At 58.0% G+C, this 15895-nt stretch carries 18 protein-coding genes; 1 reads left to right on the forward strand and 17 read right to left on the reverse strand.

Annotation, left to right across the window (positions count from 1 at the left end):
* Positions 1 to 252: 252 nt before the first annotated feature.
* From ACR0EL_RS13055 to ruvC, 14 genes are all read right to left on the reverse strand, one after another.
* On the reverse strand, positions 253 to 828 hold the full coding sequence (locus tag ACR0EL_RS13055) for an MOSC domain-containing protein (protein ID WP_480500333.1): 576 nt from the start codon (positions 826 to 828) through the stop codon (positions 253 to 255).
* Positions 829 to 922: 94 nt separating this feature from the next.
* A complete protein-coding gene (gene ftsH, locus ACR0EL_RS13060; RefSeq protein WP_480500334.1) occupies positions 923 to 2839 on the reverse strand; it encodes an ATP-dependent zinc metalloprotease FtsH in 1917 nt (638 codons plus the stop codon).
* 76 nt (positions 2840 to 2915) lie between these two features.
* Positions 2916 to 4169, reverse strand: a complete 1254-nt coding sequence (gene tilS, locus ACR0EL_RS13065) for a tRNA lysidine(34) synthetase TilS (RefSeq protein ID WP_480500335.1) — start codon at positions 4167 to 4169, stop codon at positions 2916 to 2918.
* Positions 4166 to 4990: a tol-pal system protein YbgF gene (gene ybgF / locus ACR0EL_RS13070; protein WP_480500336.1), complete on the reverse strand. Its 825-nt coding sequence runs from the start codon at positions 4988 to 4990 to the stop codon at positions 4166 to 4168. The genes tilS and ybgF overlap by 4 nt, the downstream gene beginning before the upstream one ends.
* Positions 4991 to 4994: 4 nt before the next feature.
* A complete protein-coding gene (gene pal / locus ACR0EL_RS13075) occupies positions 4995 to 5501 on the reverse strand; it encodes a peptidoglycan-associated lipoprotein Pal (protein ID WP_170531039.1) in 507 nt (168 codons plus the stop codon).
* An 84-nt stretch (positions 5502 to 5585) separates the two neighbouring features.
* Positions 5586 to 6905: a Tol-Pal system beta propeller repeat protein TolB gene (tolB, locus tag ACR0EL_RS13080; protein WP_480500337.1), complete on the reverse strand. Its 1320-nt coding sequence runs from the start codon at positions 6903 to 6905 to the stop codon at positions 5586 to 5588.
* A complete protein-coding gene (locus ACR0EL_RS13085) occupies positions 6902 to 7999 on the reverse strand; it encodes an energy transducer TonB (protein WP_480500338.1) in 1098 nt (365 codons plus the stop codon). The genes tolB and ACR0EL_RS13085 overlap by 4 nt, the downstream gene beginning before the upstream one ends.
* Positions 8000 to 8014: 15 nt before the next feature.
* Positions 8015 to 8485 carry a protein TolR gene (gene tolR / locus ACR0EL_RS13090; protein ID WP_480500339.1) on the reverse strand — a complete coding sequence of 157 codons (471 nt, stop codon included), beginning with the start codon at positions 8483 to 8485 and terminating at the stop codon, positions 8015 to 8017.
* Positions 8486 to 8488: 3 nt separating this feature from the next.
* The gene (gene tolQ, locus ACR0EL_RS13095) at positions 8489 to 9184 is read right to left on the reverse strand and encodes a protein TolQ (RefSeq protein ID WP_353012465.1); all 696 of its coding nucleotides are present in this window, start codon (positions 9182 to 9184) and stop codon (positions 8489 to 8491) included.
* A gap of 111 nt (positions 9185 to 9295) precedes the next feature.
* Positions 9296 to 9679: a tol-pal system-associated acyl-CoA thioesterase gene (gene ybgC, locus ACR0EL_RS13100; RefSeq protein WP_353012462.1), complete on the reverse strand. Its 384-nt coding sequence runs from the start codon at positions 9677 to 9679 to the stop codon at positions 9296 to 9298.
* Positions 9676 to 10299, reverse strand: coding sequence for a hypothetical protein (locus ACR0EL_RS13105; protein WP_480500341.1), 624 nt, complete (start codon positions 10297 to 10299; stop codon positions 9676 to 9678). Before ACR0EL_RS13105 ends, ybgC begins: the two co-directional genes overlap by 4 nt.
* A 64-nt stretch (positions 10300 to 10363) precedes the next feature.
* Positions 10364 to 11383, reverse strand: coding sequence for a Holliday junction branch migration DNA helicase RuvB (gene ruvB, locus ACR0EL_RS13110; RefSeq protein WP_480500342.1), 1020 nt, complete (start codon positions 11381 to 11383; stop codon positions 10364 to 10366).
* 4 nt (positions 11384 to 11387) lie between these two features.
* The gene (gene ruvA, locus ACR0EL_RS13115; protein ID WP_480500343.1) at positions 11388 to 12065 is read right to left on the reverse strand and encodes a Holliday junction branch migration protein RuvA; all 678 of its coding nucleotides are present in this window, start codon (positions 12063 to 12065) and stop codon (positions 11388 to 11390) included.
* Complete coding sequence (gene ruvC, locus ACR0EL_RS13120) at positions 12062 to 12559, reverse strand: crossover junction endodeoxyribonuclease RuvC (RefSeq protein WP_353012451.1); 498 nt, start codon at positions 12557 to 12559, stop codon at positions 12062 to 12064. Before ruvC ends, ruvA begins: the two co-directional genes overlap by 4 nt.
* Before the next feature lie 343 nt (positions 12560 to 12902).
* On the opposite strand from ruvC, the gene ACR0EL_RS13125 reads away from it, so the two are divergent.
* Entirely contained in the window at positions 12903 to 13118 is a 216-nt protein-coding gene (locus ACR0EL_RS13125; protein ID WP_170531057.1) for a DUF1127 domain-containing protein, read from the forward strand.
* Between the two features lie 112 nt (positions 13119 to 13230).
* Here ACR0EL_RS13125 and ACR0EL_RS13130 read toward each other — a convergent pair whose 3' ends face one another.
* The 3 genes from ACR0EL_RS13130 to ACR0EL_RS13140 form a co-directional block, all read right to left on the reverse strand.
* Positions 13231 to 13575 (reverse strand): hypothetical protein, encoded by a 345-nt coding sequence (locus ACR0EL_RS13130; protein ID WP_480500345.1) that lies wholly within the window; start codon positions 13573 to 13575, stop codon positions 13231 to 13233.
* Between the two features lie 102 nt (positions 13576 to 13677).
* Entirely contained in the window at positions 13678 to 14556 is an 879-nt protein-coding gene (locus tag ACR0EL_RS13135; RefSeq protein ID WP_480500346.1) for a 50S ribosomal protein L11 methyltransferase, read from the reverse strand.
* Between the two features lie 66 nt (positions 14557 to 14622).
* Positions 14623 to 15855 carry an MFS transporter gene (locus ACR0EL_RS13140; RefSeq protein ID WP_480500347.1) on the reverse strand — a complete coding sequence of 411 codons (1233 nt, stop codon included), beginning with the start codon at positions 15853 to 15855 and terminating at the stop codon, positions 14623 to 14625.
* Positions 15856 to 15895: the final 40 nt, after the last annotated feature.

Consider the following 15895-nt stretch of genomic DNA (forward strand, 5'->3'; position numbering starts at 1 on the left):
GCTGGAAATGCCCAGCTTCGCACCAATTTCCTGAATCGGCTTCTTCCTCGCCTCGCGGGCAATCTCAATGTCGGATTTGTAACTCATTGGGCAGGGTCCCTGATTGAATGCCGTGTAAATACGGCGCGGCGCGCCGATGCTGAGCAACACATACCGTTGTGTACAATTCCAATGGCTATGGATTCCGACATATTCATGCCGCGAAACGGCGTTAGGTCGATTCCGTCGTTTCTAATCGGAAACCCAGGCCACCTATGGCGCCCAAATCGGTTGATCGGGAACAAACAGTTTCATCCTGCCGCCAACACGTAATTCACCGGGCCGCTCGACCCATGCAGTCACACCGCGACGCCCTTTCGCAGCGGGCTTGAACCCTGCCCCGTGGCCGGCGTGCTCCGCCTCAATCTCACGTCCCGGCAAGATGCAGGGCGCGTTCTCCATATCGACTGTGAGCGTTACATCACCGTCGCCCTTTAATCGCGATGAAGGTGGAATATGCGAAAAGTCAGGGATTCCCTTTAGAACAATCGAAGCGCCCAGATAAGACGGATCCAACTGATCAAGCCTCATCTCGGCGGCGATCTTGTCCAGTTCTTCAACAGACAAAATCGACAGCTGACGCACATTTCGGATTTCAGTTCCCTTTGGGTAAAGGTTCCCAACCCGAACACAGGACGCGCGATTGAGCCCTTCATGGCGCTCACCCTGAACACCCCCAAATCCAAGTTGCAAAGCGTCGACCGCGTGTGCACGCAAGGATGCCCCTGCTGGGACATGACCTAACCAGAGCACCTCGGCTGAATACTCTGTTTCGCGCAAAAACGGCATGGGCTATCCTTCTCTATCGTGCCTCGCGCGCATAATGCGCATGCATGCAGCGATGAAAAGAAAAAACCCGGAGACGGGCTCCGGGTTTTCTGAATTATGCGGTTGGTTCAGGCTCCATACCACCTTCGGGTGGAGATTTCTTAGCTTTGGTCTTAGGTATGGCGGTAACGCTCGGCGCGCTGCCCTCATCCGGCTTGTCGCCCTCATCGTCGCCTTCGCTGGGCGGCTCGCCATTCATGACGCGCTTGATCTCATCCCCTGTTAGGGTTTCGTATTCCAGCAGACCCTGGGCCAGACGCTCCCACGCCTCGTTCTTGTCGGTCAGGATTTTGTAGGCGTGCTCATATCCCTGCTGGATCAGGCGCTTTACCTCTTCCTCAATCAGCTCTTTGGTATGCGCCGAGACCGAGAACCCGGCTGTATTGCCCGAGTACCCCTCATGCGCTTCTGCATAGTCGATGTTGCCGACTTTGTCCGACATACCCCAACGCATCACCATCGCGCGTGCTAGCTGGCTGGCCTGCATGATGTCACCGGCTGGGCCGTTCGAGACGTGGTCTTCACCATATTTGATGACTTCAGCGGCTTTACCGGCCATGGTCATCGCCAGCTTTTGTTCGCATTCATCCCGGTGATAGTTCAGACGGTCCATTTCGGGCAGCGACACAACCATACCCAGCGCGCCACCACGTGGAATGATCGTTGCCTTGTAAACCGGATCGCACAGCGGCAATTCCAAGCCAACTACGGCGTGACCGGCCTCGTGATACGCGGTCTTTTCCTTCTGGTCCTGGGTCAGCACCATCGAGCGGCGCTCGGCCCCCATCATCACCTTGTCTTTGGCGTTCTCGAAATCCTCCATCGTGACAAAGCGACGACCCACACGGGCGGCCATCAGCGCGGCTTCGTTCACGAGGTTCGCCAAATCGGCACCCGAGAAGCCCGGAGTACCCCGCGCGATAATGCGCAGATCGACGTCGGGGCCCAAAGGTGTCTTGCGCGCATGCACGCCAAGAATCTTCTCACGGCCTTTGATATCGGGGTTCCCAACAGTAACGTTCCGGTCGAAACGGCCCGGACGCAGCAGAGCCGGGTCCAACACATCCTTGCGGTTAGTCGCGGCCAGAATGATCACGCCTTCATTGGCTTCGAACCCGTCCATCTCGACCAACAACTGGTTAAGGGTCTGTTCGCGTTCATCGTTACCACCGCCATAACCCGCACCACGATGGCGGCCAACGGCGTCGATCTCGTCGATGAACACAATACAGGGCGCATTCTTCTTGGCCTGTTCGAACATGTCACGGACACGAGATGCACCGACACCCACGAACATTTCAACAAAGTCAGAGCCCGAGATGGTGAAGAACGGCACACCCGCCTCTCCCGCAATCGCACGGGCCAGCAGCGTCTTACCAGTACCCGGAGGGCCAACCAGCAGCGCGCCTTTAGGGATCTTACCGCCGAGGCGTGAGAATTTCTGCGGGTTGCGCAGGAATTCCACGATCTCTTCCAACTCTTCCTTGGCCTCATCAATGCCTGCAACGTCATCAAACGTCACGCGGCCATGTTTCTCGGTAAGCATCTTGGCCTTGGACTTACCAAAGCCCATGGCACCACCTTTGCCACCGCCTTGCATCCGGTTCATGAAATAGACCCAGACACCGATCAGCAGCAGGAAGGGCAGCAGAGTGATCAGGAACGATTGAAAGCCCGATTGCTGTTGTTTCTCAGCGCGCACCGGGATGTTCTCGTCGATCAGCAGCTTTGTGACCTCGGCATCGCCGGGTTTGATCGTCACGTAGGTTCCGCCGGTTTCGGTGGTGTAGCGGATCTGCTCACCATCCAGCGTCACGTTCTTGACTTCACCGTTTTGCACGGCGCTGACAAAGTCGGAATAGGTGCGTTCATTGCTCTGAAGTGTTCCGCCCGGTCCACTGAACAAATTGAACAGTGCAAGGATCAGCAAGAACAGAACGACCCAGAAGGCGATATTGCGAGCGTTGCCCAAGGAAATTCTCCCAAAAGATTTCGGCAAACGGGTATTTGCCGAGTTGCTTCTTAAAATAGAGAGGATTGGCGCAGGTTCAATGCGATAAAAACGACGCGTAAAACTCGGGCCATTCCGGTGCCAGTTCTGCGGTCCAGCCATTGGGAAAGCCTGCCAAAGGCGCCGCCTGCAATTCATCACCGTGCCAGATCGCTGGTGAGGATTGTAATGCAAGGCGCGGACGCCCCGCTGCACGCCAATCGGGAACCGAGGCAAGCCCGGCCTCACCCAGCGCACGGATTTCAAATCCGTTAGTCCCCGGCCCGGACAGAACCCAGCGCCCATCCCAGCGCACGGCGGGGCGCGCTTTCAGGTTGGCAACGGCCTGAAACTCTCTACAAATCCAAGTGTTCGCGGCTTGTGGCACCAGCAGACACCCGCTGAGCGATCCCGCTTCCCCATTGTCCAGCGCTTCTATGGCTTGGTCCACAGCAGACTGACGCGGGGGATATCCTGGCCCTGAAATCCAGCCGAGGATACCGACAAGTAGTCGACGTTTGATCTCGGCTGGCAAGGTTTGGAACGCGGCCCGATCCACACAAACATCCCCGTCGATTACACCCGTGACCTTCCGGGCGGATTCCTGCGTAAACAGGTCCAGCGCCTCACGCGCTTGGGAAAGGTTGCTGGCGACACGCGACAAGGTTTCGGGCGTGATCCCCAGCGGAGACAGCTCAGCAAGCGCCTTTCGGGCTTTGATCCGGTCAAATCTTTTGTCCTGATTCGATGGATCCTCGATCCAGTTCAGCCCCTTATCCGATAGATAGTCACGCAAGCTATGGCGGGTGGTCCCAAGCATCGGGCGCAGAATGGTGACACCCTCCCGGACATGCGAATTTGGCATGGCTGCAAGGCCTGTCGCCCCTGCGGAGCGGGCCAGCCGCATCAGCACGGTTTCTGCCTGATCATCCGCAGTATGACCCAACGCAATCGCAGGGATACTATTGGCATGCGCCCATTGGGCCAGCAATGCATACCGCGCCTGCCGCGCTTGATCCTGCAGATTGCCTGAGCCGTCCCAGCCTTGCCACTTCAGGATATCGTGTTTTAGCCCCAAATCAGCCGCCTGCCGCGCTACAATTTGGGCCTCTTCGGCCGCTTCTGGTCGCAAGCCATGGTCAACCGTGGCTGCATATAGCGCAGTCCCTTCATCCGCGGCGATTTCAGCGAGAAGGTGCATCAATGCCACCGAGTCACCACCACCCGAAACAGCAACACCCAGACGTTGCGGCAGCCGTTCAGGCAGCCGGGCGCGAATATCGGATGTCAGGCTGTTCGGGGTCCGGCTCAAGAACACCCCAGTGACGCCATTTCCTGTGTGGCATTTGACGCGGGACCAGAGGCTGGGAACCGAACGCCAACTTCACTGAGCGTGATGCAGGCCTGATCGGTTTGACCCAGACGGCCCAGCGCCGCGCCGAGTTCATACAAAGCCTCGGGCGCAACTGCCCCTTCGGAATCGCCGGTGAAGCTGGCAAGAAAGGCGCGTGCCGCTTCGCGCGTGTCACCCAAACCTTCCAGCGCTTGCCCACGTTTCAAATGCGCCTCGGGCGCCAAAGGGCTGCCGGGATAGGACGTGTCGAACTGCGCAAACTTGGTCGCGGCGGTCTGGAAATCACCATCGGCCAACGCCTGCGACGCATCGTTGAAATCCGCCTGCTCGCCAACGGCCAGTTCCGCCTGCTCGGTCACACTAGGTGTGGCCGGTGCTATGACCGCAGTGCCCGAACCGGTGTCTTCGCCACCCAGTGTACTAGTTGGTTCGCCAGAGATTTCACAATTGGTCTCCAACTCACAAAGGCGGAATTCAAGATCCCCAATCCGGTTGGTTCCATCGGTCACAATGTTTTGCACCCGCTGGTTCAATTGCTCGGTCTGACGCGTCAGGCGTTGTAGCTCGGCCTCAATCGCGTCGACGCGTTCAAGGACAGAACTGCCGGAAAGGTTCGGCGCCGGAGAGCCGGTGGTGGAAAACTCGCGCTTCAAGCGCTGAATTTCCACGTGCAGCACCGTCAACTCCTGCCGGATATCCGCCAGCGTCTGCTGATCCTGCGCTTGCGCCACGCCCGCTGTTGCGACAACTGCGGCTAAAACCCATCCTGCAAGTCTCATCGTCTTACCCCAAGGTCGAACCAGTCAGCACTGTTACCGCGCGGCGGTTCTTGGAATAGCATTCCTCGGTGCTGCAAATTTCAATCGGGCGCTCTTTGCCATAGCTGACAGTGGTCAATCGGTTGCCAGCCACCCCGCGCGAAATCAGGAACTCACGCGCGGCATTGGCGCGGCGTGCGCCCAACGCGAGGTTATATTCGCGCGTGCCCTGCTCATCAGCATGTCCTTCGATCGTGGCCACATAGTCAGGGTTCGCCATCAACCACTCGGCCTGCCCTTGTAGAACCGTCTGAGCTTGCGGCGATAGAGTCGACTGATCCACTGCAAACAAGACGCGATCCCCGACCGTTTGCTGGAAATACGCAGGCGAGCGCGGGTCACTGGGTGACCCCGCAACAATCGAACCGCTGCCACCAGGACCGCCACCGCCCAGAGCCGAAGGATCATTGTTTGCGCAAGCTGCAACCACGCTCAGCGCGCCCAGCGCCAGGATTTTGCCCAATATGTTCATCTCAAGTGCCTCGTTGTTTTGTTCGTTGCCGCCTGTCTACCACAGAGGCAGTTTCTTGTGAACGTTCCCGCACATCTGCAGCAATCAATTCTGTAACGGACCCCATGACGGGTCGCTGCCACCGTCAGGTGTTCGTACTGGCCGTAGGTTCCGCCCCGAGATATCCACTGAGTAGAGCGTCGCCCGACCGCTTGCGCCCTGTGTCTCACGGGTGAACATGATGACCCGCCCGTTCGGGGACCATGTTGGCCCCTCATCCAAGAAGGACGATGTCAACAGGCGTTCTTCGTCCCCGTTGGTGCGCATCACGCCGATATGAAACCGGCCTTTGTTTTGCTTGGTGAACGCGATCAAATCTCCGCGCGGCGACCAGACCGGCGTGCCATAGCGGCCCTGACCAAAGCTGATCCGCGTTGCCTCGCCCCCATTTGCGGGCATGACATACAGCTGTGGTGTACCCGAACGGTCGCTTTCAAACACAATCTGGCTGCCGTCGGGCGAATAGCTGGGCGCTGTTTCAATCGCTGGCGTATTGGTAAGCCGCGTACTTTGTCCCGAGGCCAGATCCATCTTCCAAAGGTCGGTGTTACCGCCCTGGATCAGCGAATAGACAATTGACCTTCCATCCGGTGAGAAGCGGGGCGAGAAACTCATGGTGCCACCCTGCGTATTCAACTCCTGTCGCCGCACGCTGCCGACATCCAGCAAATAGATACGCGGGCTGCCCGTTTCATAGCTGGTGTATAGCAACCGATCCCCGGTAGGCGAAAAGCGCGGGGCTAGAACGATCGCGGAACTGTCGGTCAGGTACTGAACACTTGCTCCGTCATAATCCATTATCGCCAAACGTTTAAGGCGTTGATTCTTTGGGCCGCTTTCCGAGACAAACGCCACGCGGCTGTCAAAATAGCCCCCTTCACCCGTAATCCTGCTATAGACCTGATCGGCAACCTTATGTGCCATGCGCCGCCACCCATCTGTGGTTCCGGCAAGCTGCAGCCCGTTGCCCAGTTCTTGACCTGAGAACACATCCCAGACCCGGAACCGCACCGTCAGCCGCTTGCCCGAGACATTGACCGCCCCGGTTATCAGTGCCTGCGCATTGATCGCTTTCCAATCGGCAAACTGCACCGGTGCATCAAAGCTGCTGACGCGGCTAATGAATGCGTCCGAGGAGATTTCGCGGAAAAGCCCCGTTCCAGTCAGGTCTGCCGCGACAACGCGGGAAAGATCGGCTGCATATTGCGTCGCGGTTGGTCCATCGGGCACAAAATTTGGAACCGCAAAGGGCATCGGCTCGATGATCCCTTCATCGATTTCCAGGCGCAGCGGGCCGCTCTGGGCGTAAACCGGGGCCGACATCAGGGTCAGACCAAGGACGAGGCTGGTCAGAAGTTTCATCATTTGATCCGCATCCTCTCGGGATTGAATGTAATCTCAATATCCTGCCACTGATCGTATTTGTCAGCAGGCAGATCGTATCCACGCGCACCACAGCGCAAAATTGCTCGTCTTGCGGCCTGATAAGCCTGATTTTCAGCTCCCGCCGACCCGCCAGAGCTGTCCAGCAAGCGAACGCTACCCCCTACGACCGTTCCATCACGATTGAGTGAAAACCCGACCACAACAACAACGTTCAGTGCATCGGTCGATAAAGAGCCGACATTCCAGCATTGCGACACCGCAACACGCATCGCATCTTTCTCACCGCTCGTCAGCGGCGGGCCAGACGGTGCCGCGGGTTCGGACAAAGCCTCGGCAAGGGCATCGTTGATTGCATCATCATTGTTCTGCGCTGGCACCTCAGGGGTCGGTTCCGGGGCTTCCGCCACTTCTGGTTCCGGAGCAGGCGCAGGGCGATTTGGGCGCACACGCGGACGCGGCGACGTCAGCGGCGCTTGCTCATCGCTCTCTTCGGCCTCTGTGACGATCTCAGGTGCGGCCTCTTCAGGAGCGGTTTGATCCTGTTGTTCCTGCTGAGTTTCGGCACCTTCGTCCAATGAGACGGGGGGTGTTTCCACCTCATCCGGCTTCGCCTCGGGCGGTGGTGGCGCGACGGGTTCGGGTGCGATCCGCTCAGACGGGCTGGGCTGCGCCTCGGGGCCCGGAGGCGCAACCAAAGCGGTCGTTTCTGGTTCCGTCAGTGTCGGGGGTTCTTCGGGCAGCTCCGGTTCGGGCGGAACTTCAACCGTTTCTGGTTGAACCTCGGGCTCGGGCTCAGATGGCGTTACGGGCTCAGGGCGCGGTTGTTCTTCCGGTGTCACCTCGGGCGCGTTGGCTTCGGTCTCGGGCTCTGGCGGCTGTTCCAATGTACCGGGTGAGGTCGGCACTTCGGGCGCATTTGTCTGCGCGGTCATCGCTACAAAATCCTCAGCCGAAATCACAGACACATCCTGCACAGCCATCGGCAACGGTTCGGACCGGAAGGTGCCGCCGAACAGCGCCCAGCTGATTAGCCCGACATGCGCAATCGCCGAGATTTTGGTGCCGGTATCCACCGCGCGACCCCACCTTTACCCATCGTCCAGCGTCGGCCCGCCGGTATCCGTCACAAGACCCACATTCGAAAACCCGCCCGCATTCAACGCGCCCATCACCTGCATCACTTGCGCATAGGGGATTGCTCCGTCAGCGCGCAGAAAGACCCGATCGCTGCTGCGCTCGGCTGCGATGGCACGTAGCCTTCCGATCAATTCCTCGCGCTGAATATCGGTGGTCTGAATTTGAATACGACCGTCGGCGGTCAATGTGACGGTCAGCGGTTCTTCACTGTCGCCGGGCAAAGCACTTGCGGCGGTCTTCGGCAGATCAACCGGCACCCCAACGGTCAGCAGAGGCGCTGCCACCATGAAGATGATCAACAGCACCAGCATGACATCGACAAAAGGCGTCACGTTGATCTCGGCCATCGGTTGCGCGCGGCCACGCCGCCGCCCACGCCTGCGCCCATTGCTGCCAGAGTTCTGCTGAATCGCCGCGCCCATCGCTCAGCCGTCCAACTGACGCGACAGGATAGTGGCGAATTCATCTGCAAAGGCCTCGTAACCGCCAACGATCCGATCGCTATCGGCACTGAGCTTGTTGTAGAAAATCACCGCCGGGATCGCGGCCAACAGGCCCAGACCGGTCGCCAGCAGAGCCTCGGCAATCCCGGGCGCCACAACCGCCAGGTTGGTGTTCTGCTGCTCGGCAATCTCGATAAAGGCGTTCATGATGCCCCAGACCGTACCGAATAGACCTATGAACGGCGCAGTCGAGCCTACGGTCGCGAGGATCGGAAGACCTTTCTGCAGTGTCTCCGCTTCTTTCGCGATGGCCACATCCATCGATCGGTCAATCCGGGCCGTTGCCCCGGCAATCAGTCCCCCATCCGTGCGATGCGACCTGCGCCATTCGATCATTCCGGCGGCGAATATCTTCTCGGAACTGCCATCGGGCTGCGAGCCGATCTGCTCGAACAGCTCATCCAGCGGGTTGCCGGACCAGAAATGTTCATCAAACACCTGCGCCTCGCGCCGAGCCGCGCGATAGTTGATGAGTTTCTGGATGATAATGCCCCAGGACCAGATCGATGCCGCGATCAGCATCAGCATCACCAGTTTGACGATAAAGGTCGCGCGGGCATACAGCCCCCACATGGAGAAATCGATCTCCTGCGCCAGCGCCAGCGTTTCAGCTTCCATGAACCTGCTCTTTGTTTTTGCCTGAACGGCCGTTGATTTGGCCTTGTTTTGACAAACGCTAACGCAGTTGGGGCTGAAAAGCCAACAGAACCACCCTTGGTCCAAAAATTGTTACATCAATGCGCGAATCTCTGCCGGAAGGCGCACGGGCTTGCCCTGTGCATTCATGCACACCGCGGTTACCTCGGCCCGGAAGATCTCGGTCTCACCCCGTTTCACCAGCTGCGACATGGTCAGCCGCACACCAGAGAGCGAAACCATCTCAGTCTCCACAACCAGTTCATCCTCGAAACGCGCTGCGGCCAGATAGTCCGCCTCGACGCGCCGCACGACCCAGACGATGCCCTGTTCACGCATCGCATTCTGGTCATTGCCCAGTTTGCGCACCCAATCGGAGCGGGCGCGCTCGATATATCGCAGATAATTTGCGTGATAGACGACACCGCCCATATCGGTGTCTTCATAGTACACGCGAACCGGGTAGGTGTGTTTCATTGCAATGTCTCCAACCGGGCAAACAGACGTAAAGCGTGCGAGGCATCCTGCGCCGCCCCCGGCAAAACCAGGTCATAGGCGGCGCGGATCAGTGCAGCAATTTCTGGCCGCAGGATCGTGGCACCTGCTGTAACTGCCAGTGGAGATTGCGCCCGAAACGCGGTATCCGACCACAAAAGGATCGTCTGCACCACCTGACTAAGCGCAAGGGTTTCTGCCGGCACCTTGGACAATTCCTTATCCATGCGCAGGAAAACAAACGCGGCGCGAATCGCGCCATCCTCTTCGAACCGGAACATCCGGTATTGATTGGCCTCAGCGGCCAACAACCGTTCGACCAATGGCCCGAGGTCAGGGATCAGACGATCCAGATCCGGCACCTCAAGCAGTTCCTGCCAATCTCGAAAAAAGAACACCATGCAATTGGCACCGAGCTCGGGGTCGGTCTCGGCCATCTTGTGACCGGCCAACGTCACAACCGCCTCAAACGCACCTTTCACGGTTGCAAGCGTTTCATCCTCGACCCCAAACACGATGGGCACGATGGGTCGCCCCCAACGCGCAAACAAAAACTCACCGCTTTCGCGGGTAAACAGCGCTTCGATCTCGTCCGGAGTCACGCCCAGCCCTTTGTCTTTTTGAAAATACTCTCACTGAGAGGCATAAAATCTTAAGTGCGCCGCTTCAACCAAACAGATCGTTCTGGCTGCGTGGCGGGGCTATTCCCAGATGTGTCCACGCTTTTTGTGCCAACATCCGCCCACGCGGGGTGCGTTGGATTAAACCTTGCTGCAAAAGATAGGGCTCGATCACCTCTTCCAGCGAATCCCGGCTCTCTGACAGCGCAGCCGAGAGCGTTTCGATACCAACCGGGCCGCCCGCATAATTCTCAGCAATCAGCTTCAGATAGCGTCGATCTGCCCCGTCCAGCCCCAAATTATCGACGCCCAACCGCGTCAATGCTCCATCGGCCAGTTCACGTGTGATCCGGCCATCGCCTTCGACGATGGCGAAATCTACCACCCGGCGCAGCAACCGCCCGGCGATCCGGGGTGTTCCGCGTGACCGGCGCGCAATCTCGCGCGCGCCGTCCTCATCCGCCGGAGCGCCCAGTTTGCGGGCATTGCGGGTGACGATCTCGTGCAACTCATCGACCGTGTAGAACTGCAAACGTGTTGGAATACCAAAACGATCGCGTAGCGGCGTTGTCAGCAAACCCATCCGCGTGGTCGCCCCGACAAGCGTAAACGGCTGCAACTCGATCCGAACCGTCCGCGCAGCGGGGCCTTCGCCGATGACCAGATCTAGCTCAAAATCTTCCATCGCGGGATAGAGCACCTCTTCAACCGCCGGGTTCAGACGGTGTATTTCGTCGATGAACAGCACATCGCGCGATTCCAGATTGGTCAGGATCGCGGCCAGATCGCCTGCCTTGGCCAGAACCGGGCCGGATGTCATGCGGAAGTTCACGCCCAACTCACGCGCCATGATCTGGGCCAGCGTAGTTTTACCCAATCCCGGAGGGCCATGGAACAGCGTATGATCCATCGCCTCGCCCCGCTGTTTTGCGGATTGGATGAAGATGCGCAGGTTAGCACGTGCCTCGGCCTGACCGATGAATTCATCTAGACCCTGAGGTCGCAAGGCGCGGTCATTATCCTCGGGCAGAGGATCAGGGCGCAGGGTGGGATCAGCGTCTACCATTCACTCAACCCTTTGGTGCCAGCAATTTCAGCGCAGCTCGGATCAGTTCAGCCTCATCCGCCTCTGGCAGGTTGGCCGCCGCTTCGGCCACGGCAGAGGCCGCCTCGGAAGGTCCGTAACCCAGATTGGATAAGGCAGACAACGCGCCCGCCGATGCCGCTGCTGATCCAGAGGCCGGTTTCGCGACGCGTTTCGGCGCGGGGGCTGGTTCCGTTAACTCAACCACCTCAAGCGCGGGGCCATCCATCGCCTCGGTTACCGTTCCACCCATGGCCATGACGCCGGGCGCCTTGTCCTTGAGGTCCAATACAATACGCTGCGCGGTCTTGGGCCCGACGCCTTTGGCTGCTTTCACTGCTGCCCAATCGCCCAGTGCAATCGCACGGCTGACGCCGTCGGGGCCAAGCGCCGACAGAATAGCCAAGGATACCTTCGCCCCAACGCCCTGAACCGAGCAGAGCAACCGGTGCCACTCCTTCTCGACCAGAGACAGGAACCCATACAGCTGCATCAGGTCTTCGCGCACGACCATGTCGGTGTAGATCGAGACCGCATCACCCACCCCAGGTAGGGCTGCCATGGTTCGGTCCGAGCAATAGACGATGTAGCCGACCCCACGCACATCAATCAGGACATGATCCGCTGCGCGATAGTCCAGACGCCCTGTCAGCTTGCCGATCATGCACCCACCTCTTTCAAACGCGATTGCTGGGTTTTACCGTAATACGCATGACAAATTGCAATCGCCAGCGCATCCGCCGCATCCGCGCCTTTTGGTGAACAGCCGGGCAGTTGCAGTTTGACCATGTGCAGGACCTGCTCTTTCTCAGCATGCCCGACACCAACCACGGTCTTCTTGACCCGGTTGGGCGCGTATTCCCCCACCGGCAAACCCGCCTGAGCCAAAGTCAACAGCGCCACACCCCGCGCCTGACCCAGCTTAAGTGTCCCTGCCCCGTCCTTGTTCACAAACGTCTGTTCGATTGCAGCCTGATCCGGCTGATGCTCGGCAATCACTTCTACAATCTGGTTATGCAACGACAGCAGCCGCTCACCCAAATCGTCGCCATCTGATTTGCACAACCCGTTCGCAACATGGCTCAGGCGGCTGCCATGCGATTCGATGACGCCCCATCCCAAGGTTCTCAACCCCGGATCAATGCCCAAAATTCGCATGTTATGCCTCGGCCTGCTCGGGTTATGTGATCTTTTTTCAACGCCTAGCACGAAGCGTGAACATTTTCCAAGCGAATTGGTCTATGGACAAAAACCGACAGCTTTGTCCTGCCAACGACGCCACGCGTCGATTGCGACTTCGAATAGTCTGTTTTCGACCAATTTGTGAACGCGAATTAACCAATAATTTAAGCGAATTACGGCTTAAACATGTTGAAGATGAGGCTTGCAGTTATTGCATAGGAAATATGCAAAAAATGATCTTGTGCGGGCGATTTGGCAGCACTAAATGCCCGGCAGATCGCAAGATCGAAATGAAACACAAACCAGAAGGAAACAGGATATGGCTGCACTGGACACCACCCGCATCGCCACCACTGGCTCGTTCGGCCTCGTTGGCCGTATCGGCGCGCTTTTTGTATCGGCATTCAATGTCGTTGCTGAATGGAACGACGCCCGCGCAACACGCAAAGCGCTGACTGGCCTGACGGACCGCGAGCTGGAAGATATCGGCCTGTGCCGTGGCGACATCGACATGATCGCCGAAGGCCGCCGGTAATATCGGCGACCGCATAACCGCCCCTTCTCCTCCCTATGGGGCAAAAAGAAAACACCGCGTGCTGATCAGCGCGCGGTGTTTTTCTATTCTGGACGTCTAAAACCGAACTGTATCAGTAGAGAACCTTGTTCAACTGAATCGCCAGCGCTTCGGACAAGGGATCGATCTGCATGACCCATGCACCAGCCTGTTCAACCGATGTGCCCTGATTCAGGCTATCGATCCGAAACTGATAGCCCGTCGGCCCTAGGCTGGATAGCAAGAATGCTTTGAACCCGAAAAAGCCAAGCAAGCAAAATATTAACACTTTGGCCGGAACAGCTGATCGAACCCGCTGTGGTTTCATAACCACCAAGCCATCCTTGCGCATCGTCGCGCGATAGCCTCGGCTCATCTTGTGATGCTTTTTGTTCAGGCGATGTACGCGCTGATTGAATTCCAGTTGTTTTGTCGTCATGGCAGCCTCCACAAAACCGCCCCCCATCGAGTTGATCAAAAAACGGTAAGTAGAGAATGCGACAAAACCGTGGCAAAAATCCACAAAACTCCTGTAAATGGTCTAAATTGAGCCTTGTTTGCTTAAGATTAGCGTCGTCCATTCACCAATCTCACTTCTGTCAGCCAGATTAAATCCATTCTGAGAATAAACAGACACGACATCATCAGCCTGTTCGTTGAGGATTCCCGACAAAATTGCGTACCCCCCCGTACAGAGATTCGCGGCAATTTCCGGTGATAAGGCCACCAGCGGGCCCTTGAGGATATTTGCAAATATCAGGTCATAAGGCGCGGCAGATATAAGCTCAGGATGGTCGAACCCCGCCGCCTCGACACAGCGAACGGCTCCGGCCATTCCATTGGCCTTCAGGTTGGCCTCGGCCACATCAACCGCCACCTGATCGATGTCGCTGGCCAGAATCTCGCCATCCCAAACACGTGCTGCGGCCATAGCCAGAACGGCGGTGCCACATCCGATATCGGCAACCTTTGTAGCGCTGAAGCCGTCATCCAGCAAACGATCCAGCGCCTTCAAACAGCCAAGCGTGGTGCCGTGATGACCTGTGCCAAACGCCATCGCGGCCTCGATCAGTAACGGAATCCGGTCCTCGGGCAGCTTGTCCGCATCGTGGCTGCCATAGACAAAGAAGCGGCCCGCTTCGACCGGGGCCAATTCACGCCGCACATGAGCGACCCAATCGGTTTCAGGCAGTTCCGAAACGACAAAGGGTTTGGCCTCAAACGCAGCGGCCAAAACCGCAAGGGCCGTCTCATCTGGTGCTTCAGTGAAATACCCCCCAACTTCCCAAAGGCCCGAGCCGTCTTCGACCTCGAACACACCAACACCGGTTGGTTCTGGGTCCAAACGCTCCATCGCCTCGCCCAGACCTTCGGCGGCAGTTTTGCCTGTCAGCGTCGTTAACGCGGTGAATGTGGGCATGGGGACCTCCTGTCTTAGTCGGGACAGCGCCTAGGGCGTGGGCCCGCCAAGGTCAAGCATTGGCACCTATTCCGCAGGGGCCGGGGCGTATTTGGACAGGATGGTTTCGTTCCCTGGTTCAGGGTGGCGCGGGATGAGCAGCGACAGCAGCAGCGAGATCATGGCCATTGCAGCCGCCAGGCCAAAGACGGCTCCGGGCGACACGACCCAAAGCAGGCCCAGCAGCGCAGGCAGGAACACCGCCGCAATGTGGTTGATGGTGAAGGCCACTGCAGCAGTTGGAGCGATATCCGCGGGGTCCGCGATCTTCTGAAAATAGGTTTTCAGCGCCAGCGCCAAAGCAAACAGAACGTGGTCGATCACATAAAGGATAGCCGCCAGCAAAACGCCCCAGCCAAACCAATAGATGCCGCCATACGCTGCGAAAACAATCGCCAGACCGCTATATTCGAAGATCAACGTACGTCGCTCGCCAAATGTGGCCACGGCTTTGCCCAGCATCGGAGCGGCGGCCATGTTGATCACCAGATTGATCAGGTACAGGCTAGTCAGTTCGTGCACCTCGAACCCGAATTTCTCGACCATCATGAAGCCCGCAAAGACGACAAAGATCTGACGCCGGGCCCCAGCCATGAATTGCAGCGCATAATACAGCCAGTATCGTTTGCGCAGAATAAGCTTCTTTGTCTGTGGTGTCGGCGCGTCGAACTGCGGATACGCAAGTAAGCAGAACAGGGCCAACAAAGCGGTTACACCCCCGGCGGCCAAAAACACGGTATTGTAGGACAGATCGAACCGATCCCATGTCAACACGATCAGCCCATAGACCACCGCCGTTGCAGCCGACCCCATGGCCACAAGCCAGCCCAGGACCTGCGGAGCGCGGTCCTTGGGCAACCATTGCAGCTGAAGCGACTGGTTTACCGTTTCGTAGTAATGAAAGCCGATCGAGCTAAATAAAGTCACGAATAGCAACCCGCCCAGGCTGGGGAACCATGCCGTCACCGCAGTCGCCACACCCAGCATCATCAGCGAGATCATGGCCAACACTTGCTCGCGGACGAAAATGATCACCGCAATCACACCAACGGCTAAAAACCCGGGTATTTCGCGCACCGTGTGCAAGAGACCTATGTCGGCCCCATCGAAATTCGCCACCTCGATGACGAAGTTGTTCAGCAAAGCACTCCATGCGTTGAATGCAATCGGCATCATCAACGCCATCATGAACAGGAGCGTCATCGGGCGACGCCAGAATGGCAGGCTTTGCGCTTCGGCAAGGGGCATGGGTTTCAGCATGAGAGTCCCTCTACGCCCATTTATCAGGTTTGGCGAGAGG

Source organism: Ruegeria sp. AH12, assembly GCF_056541465.1.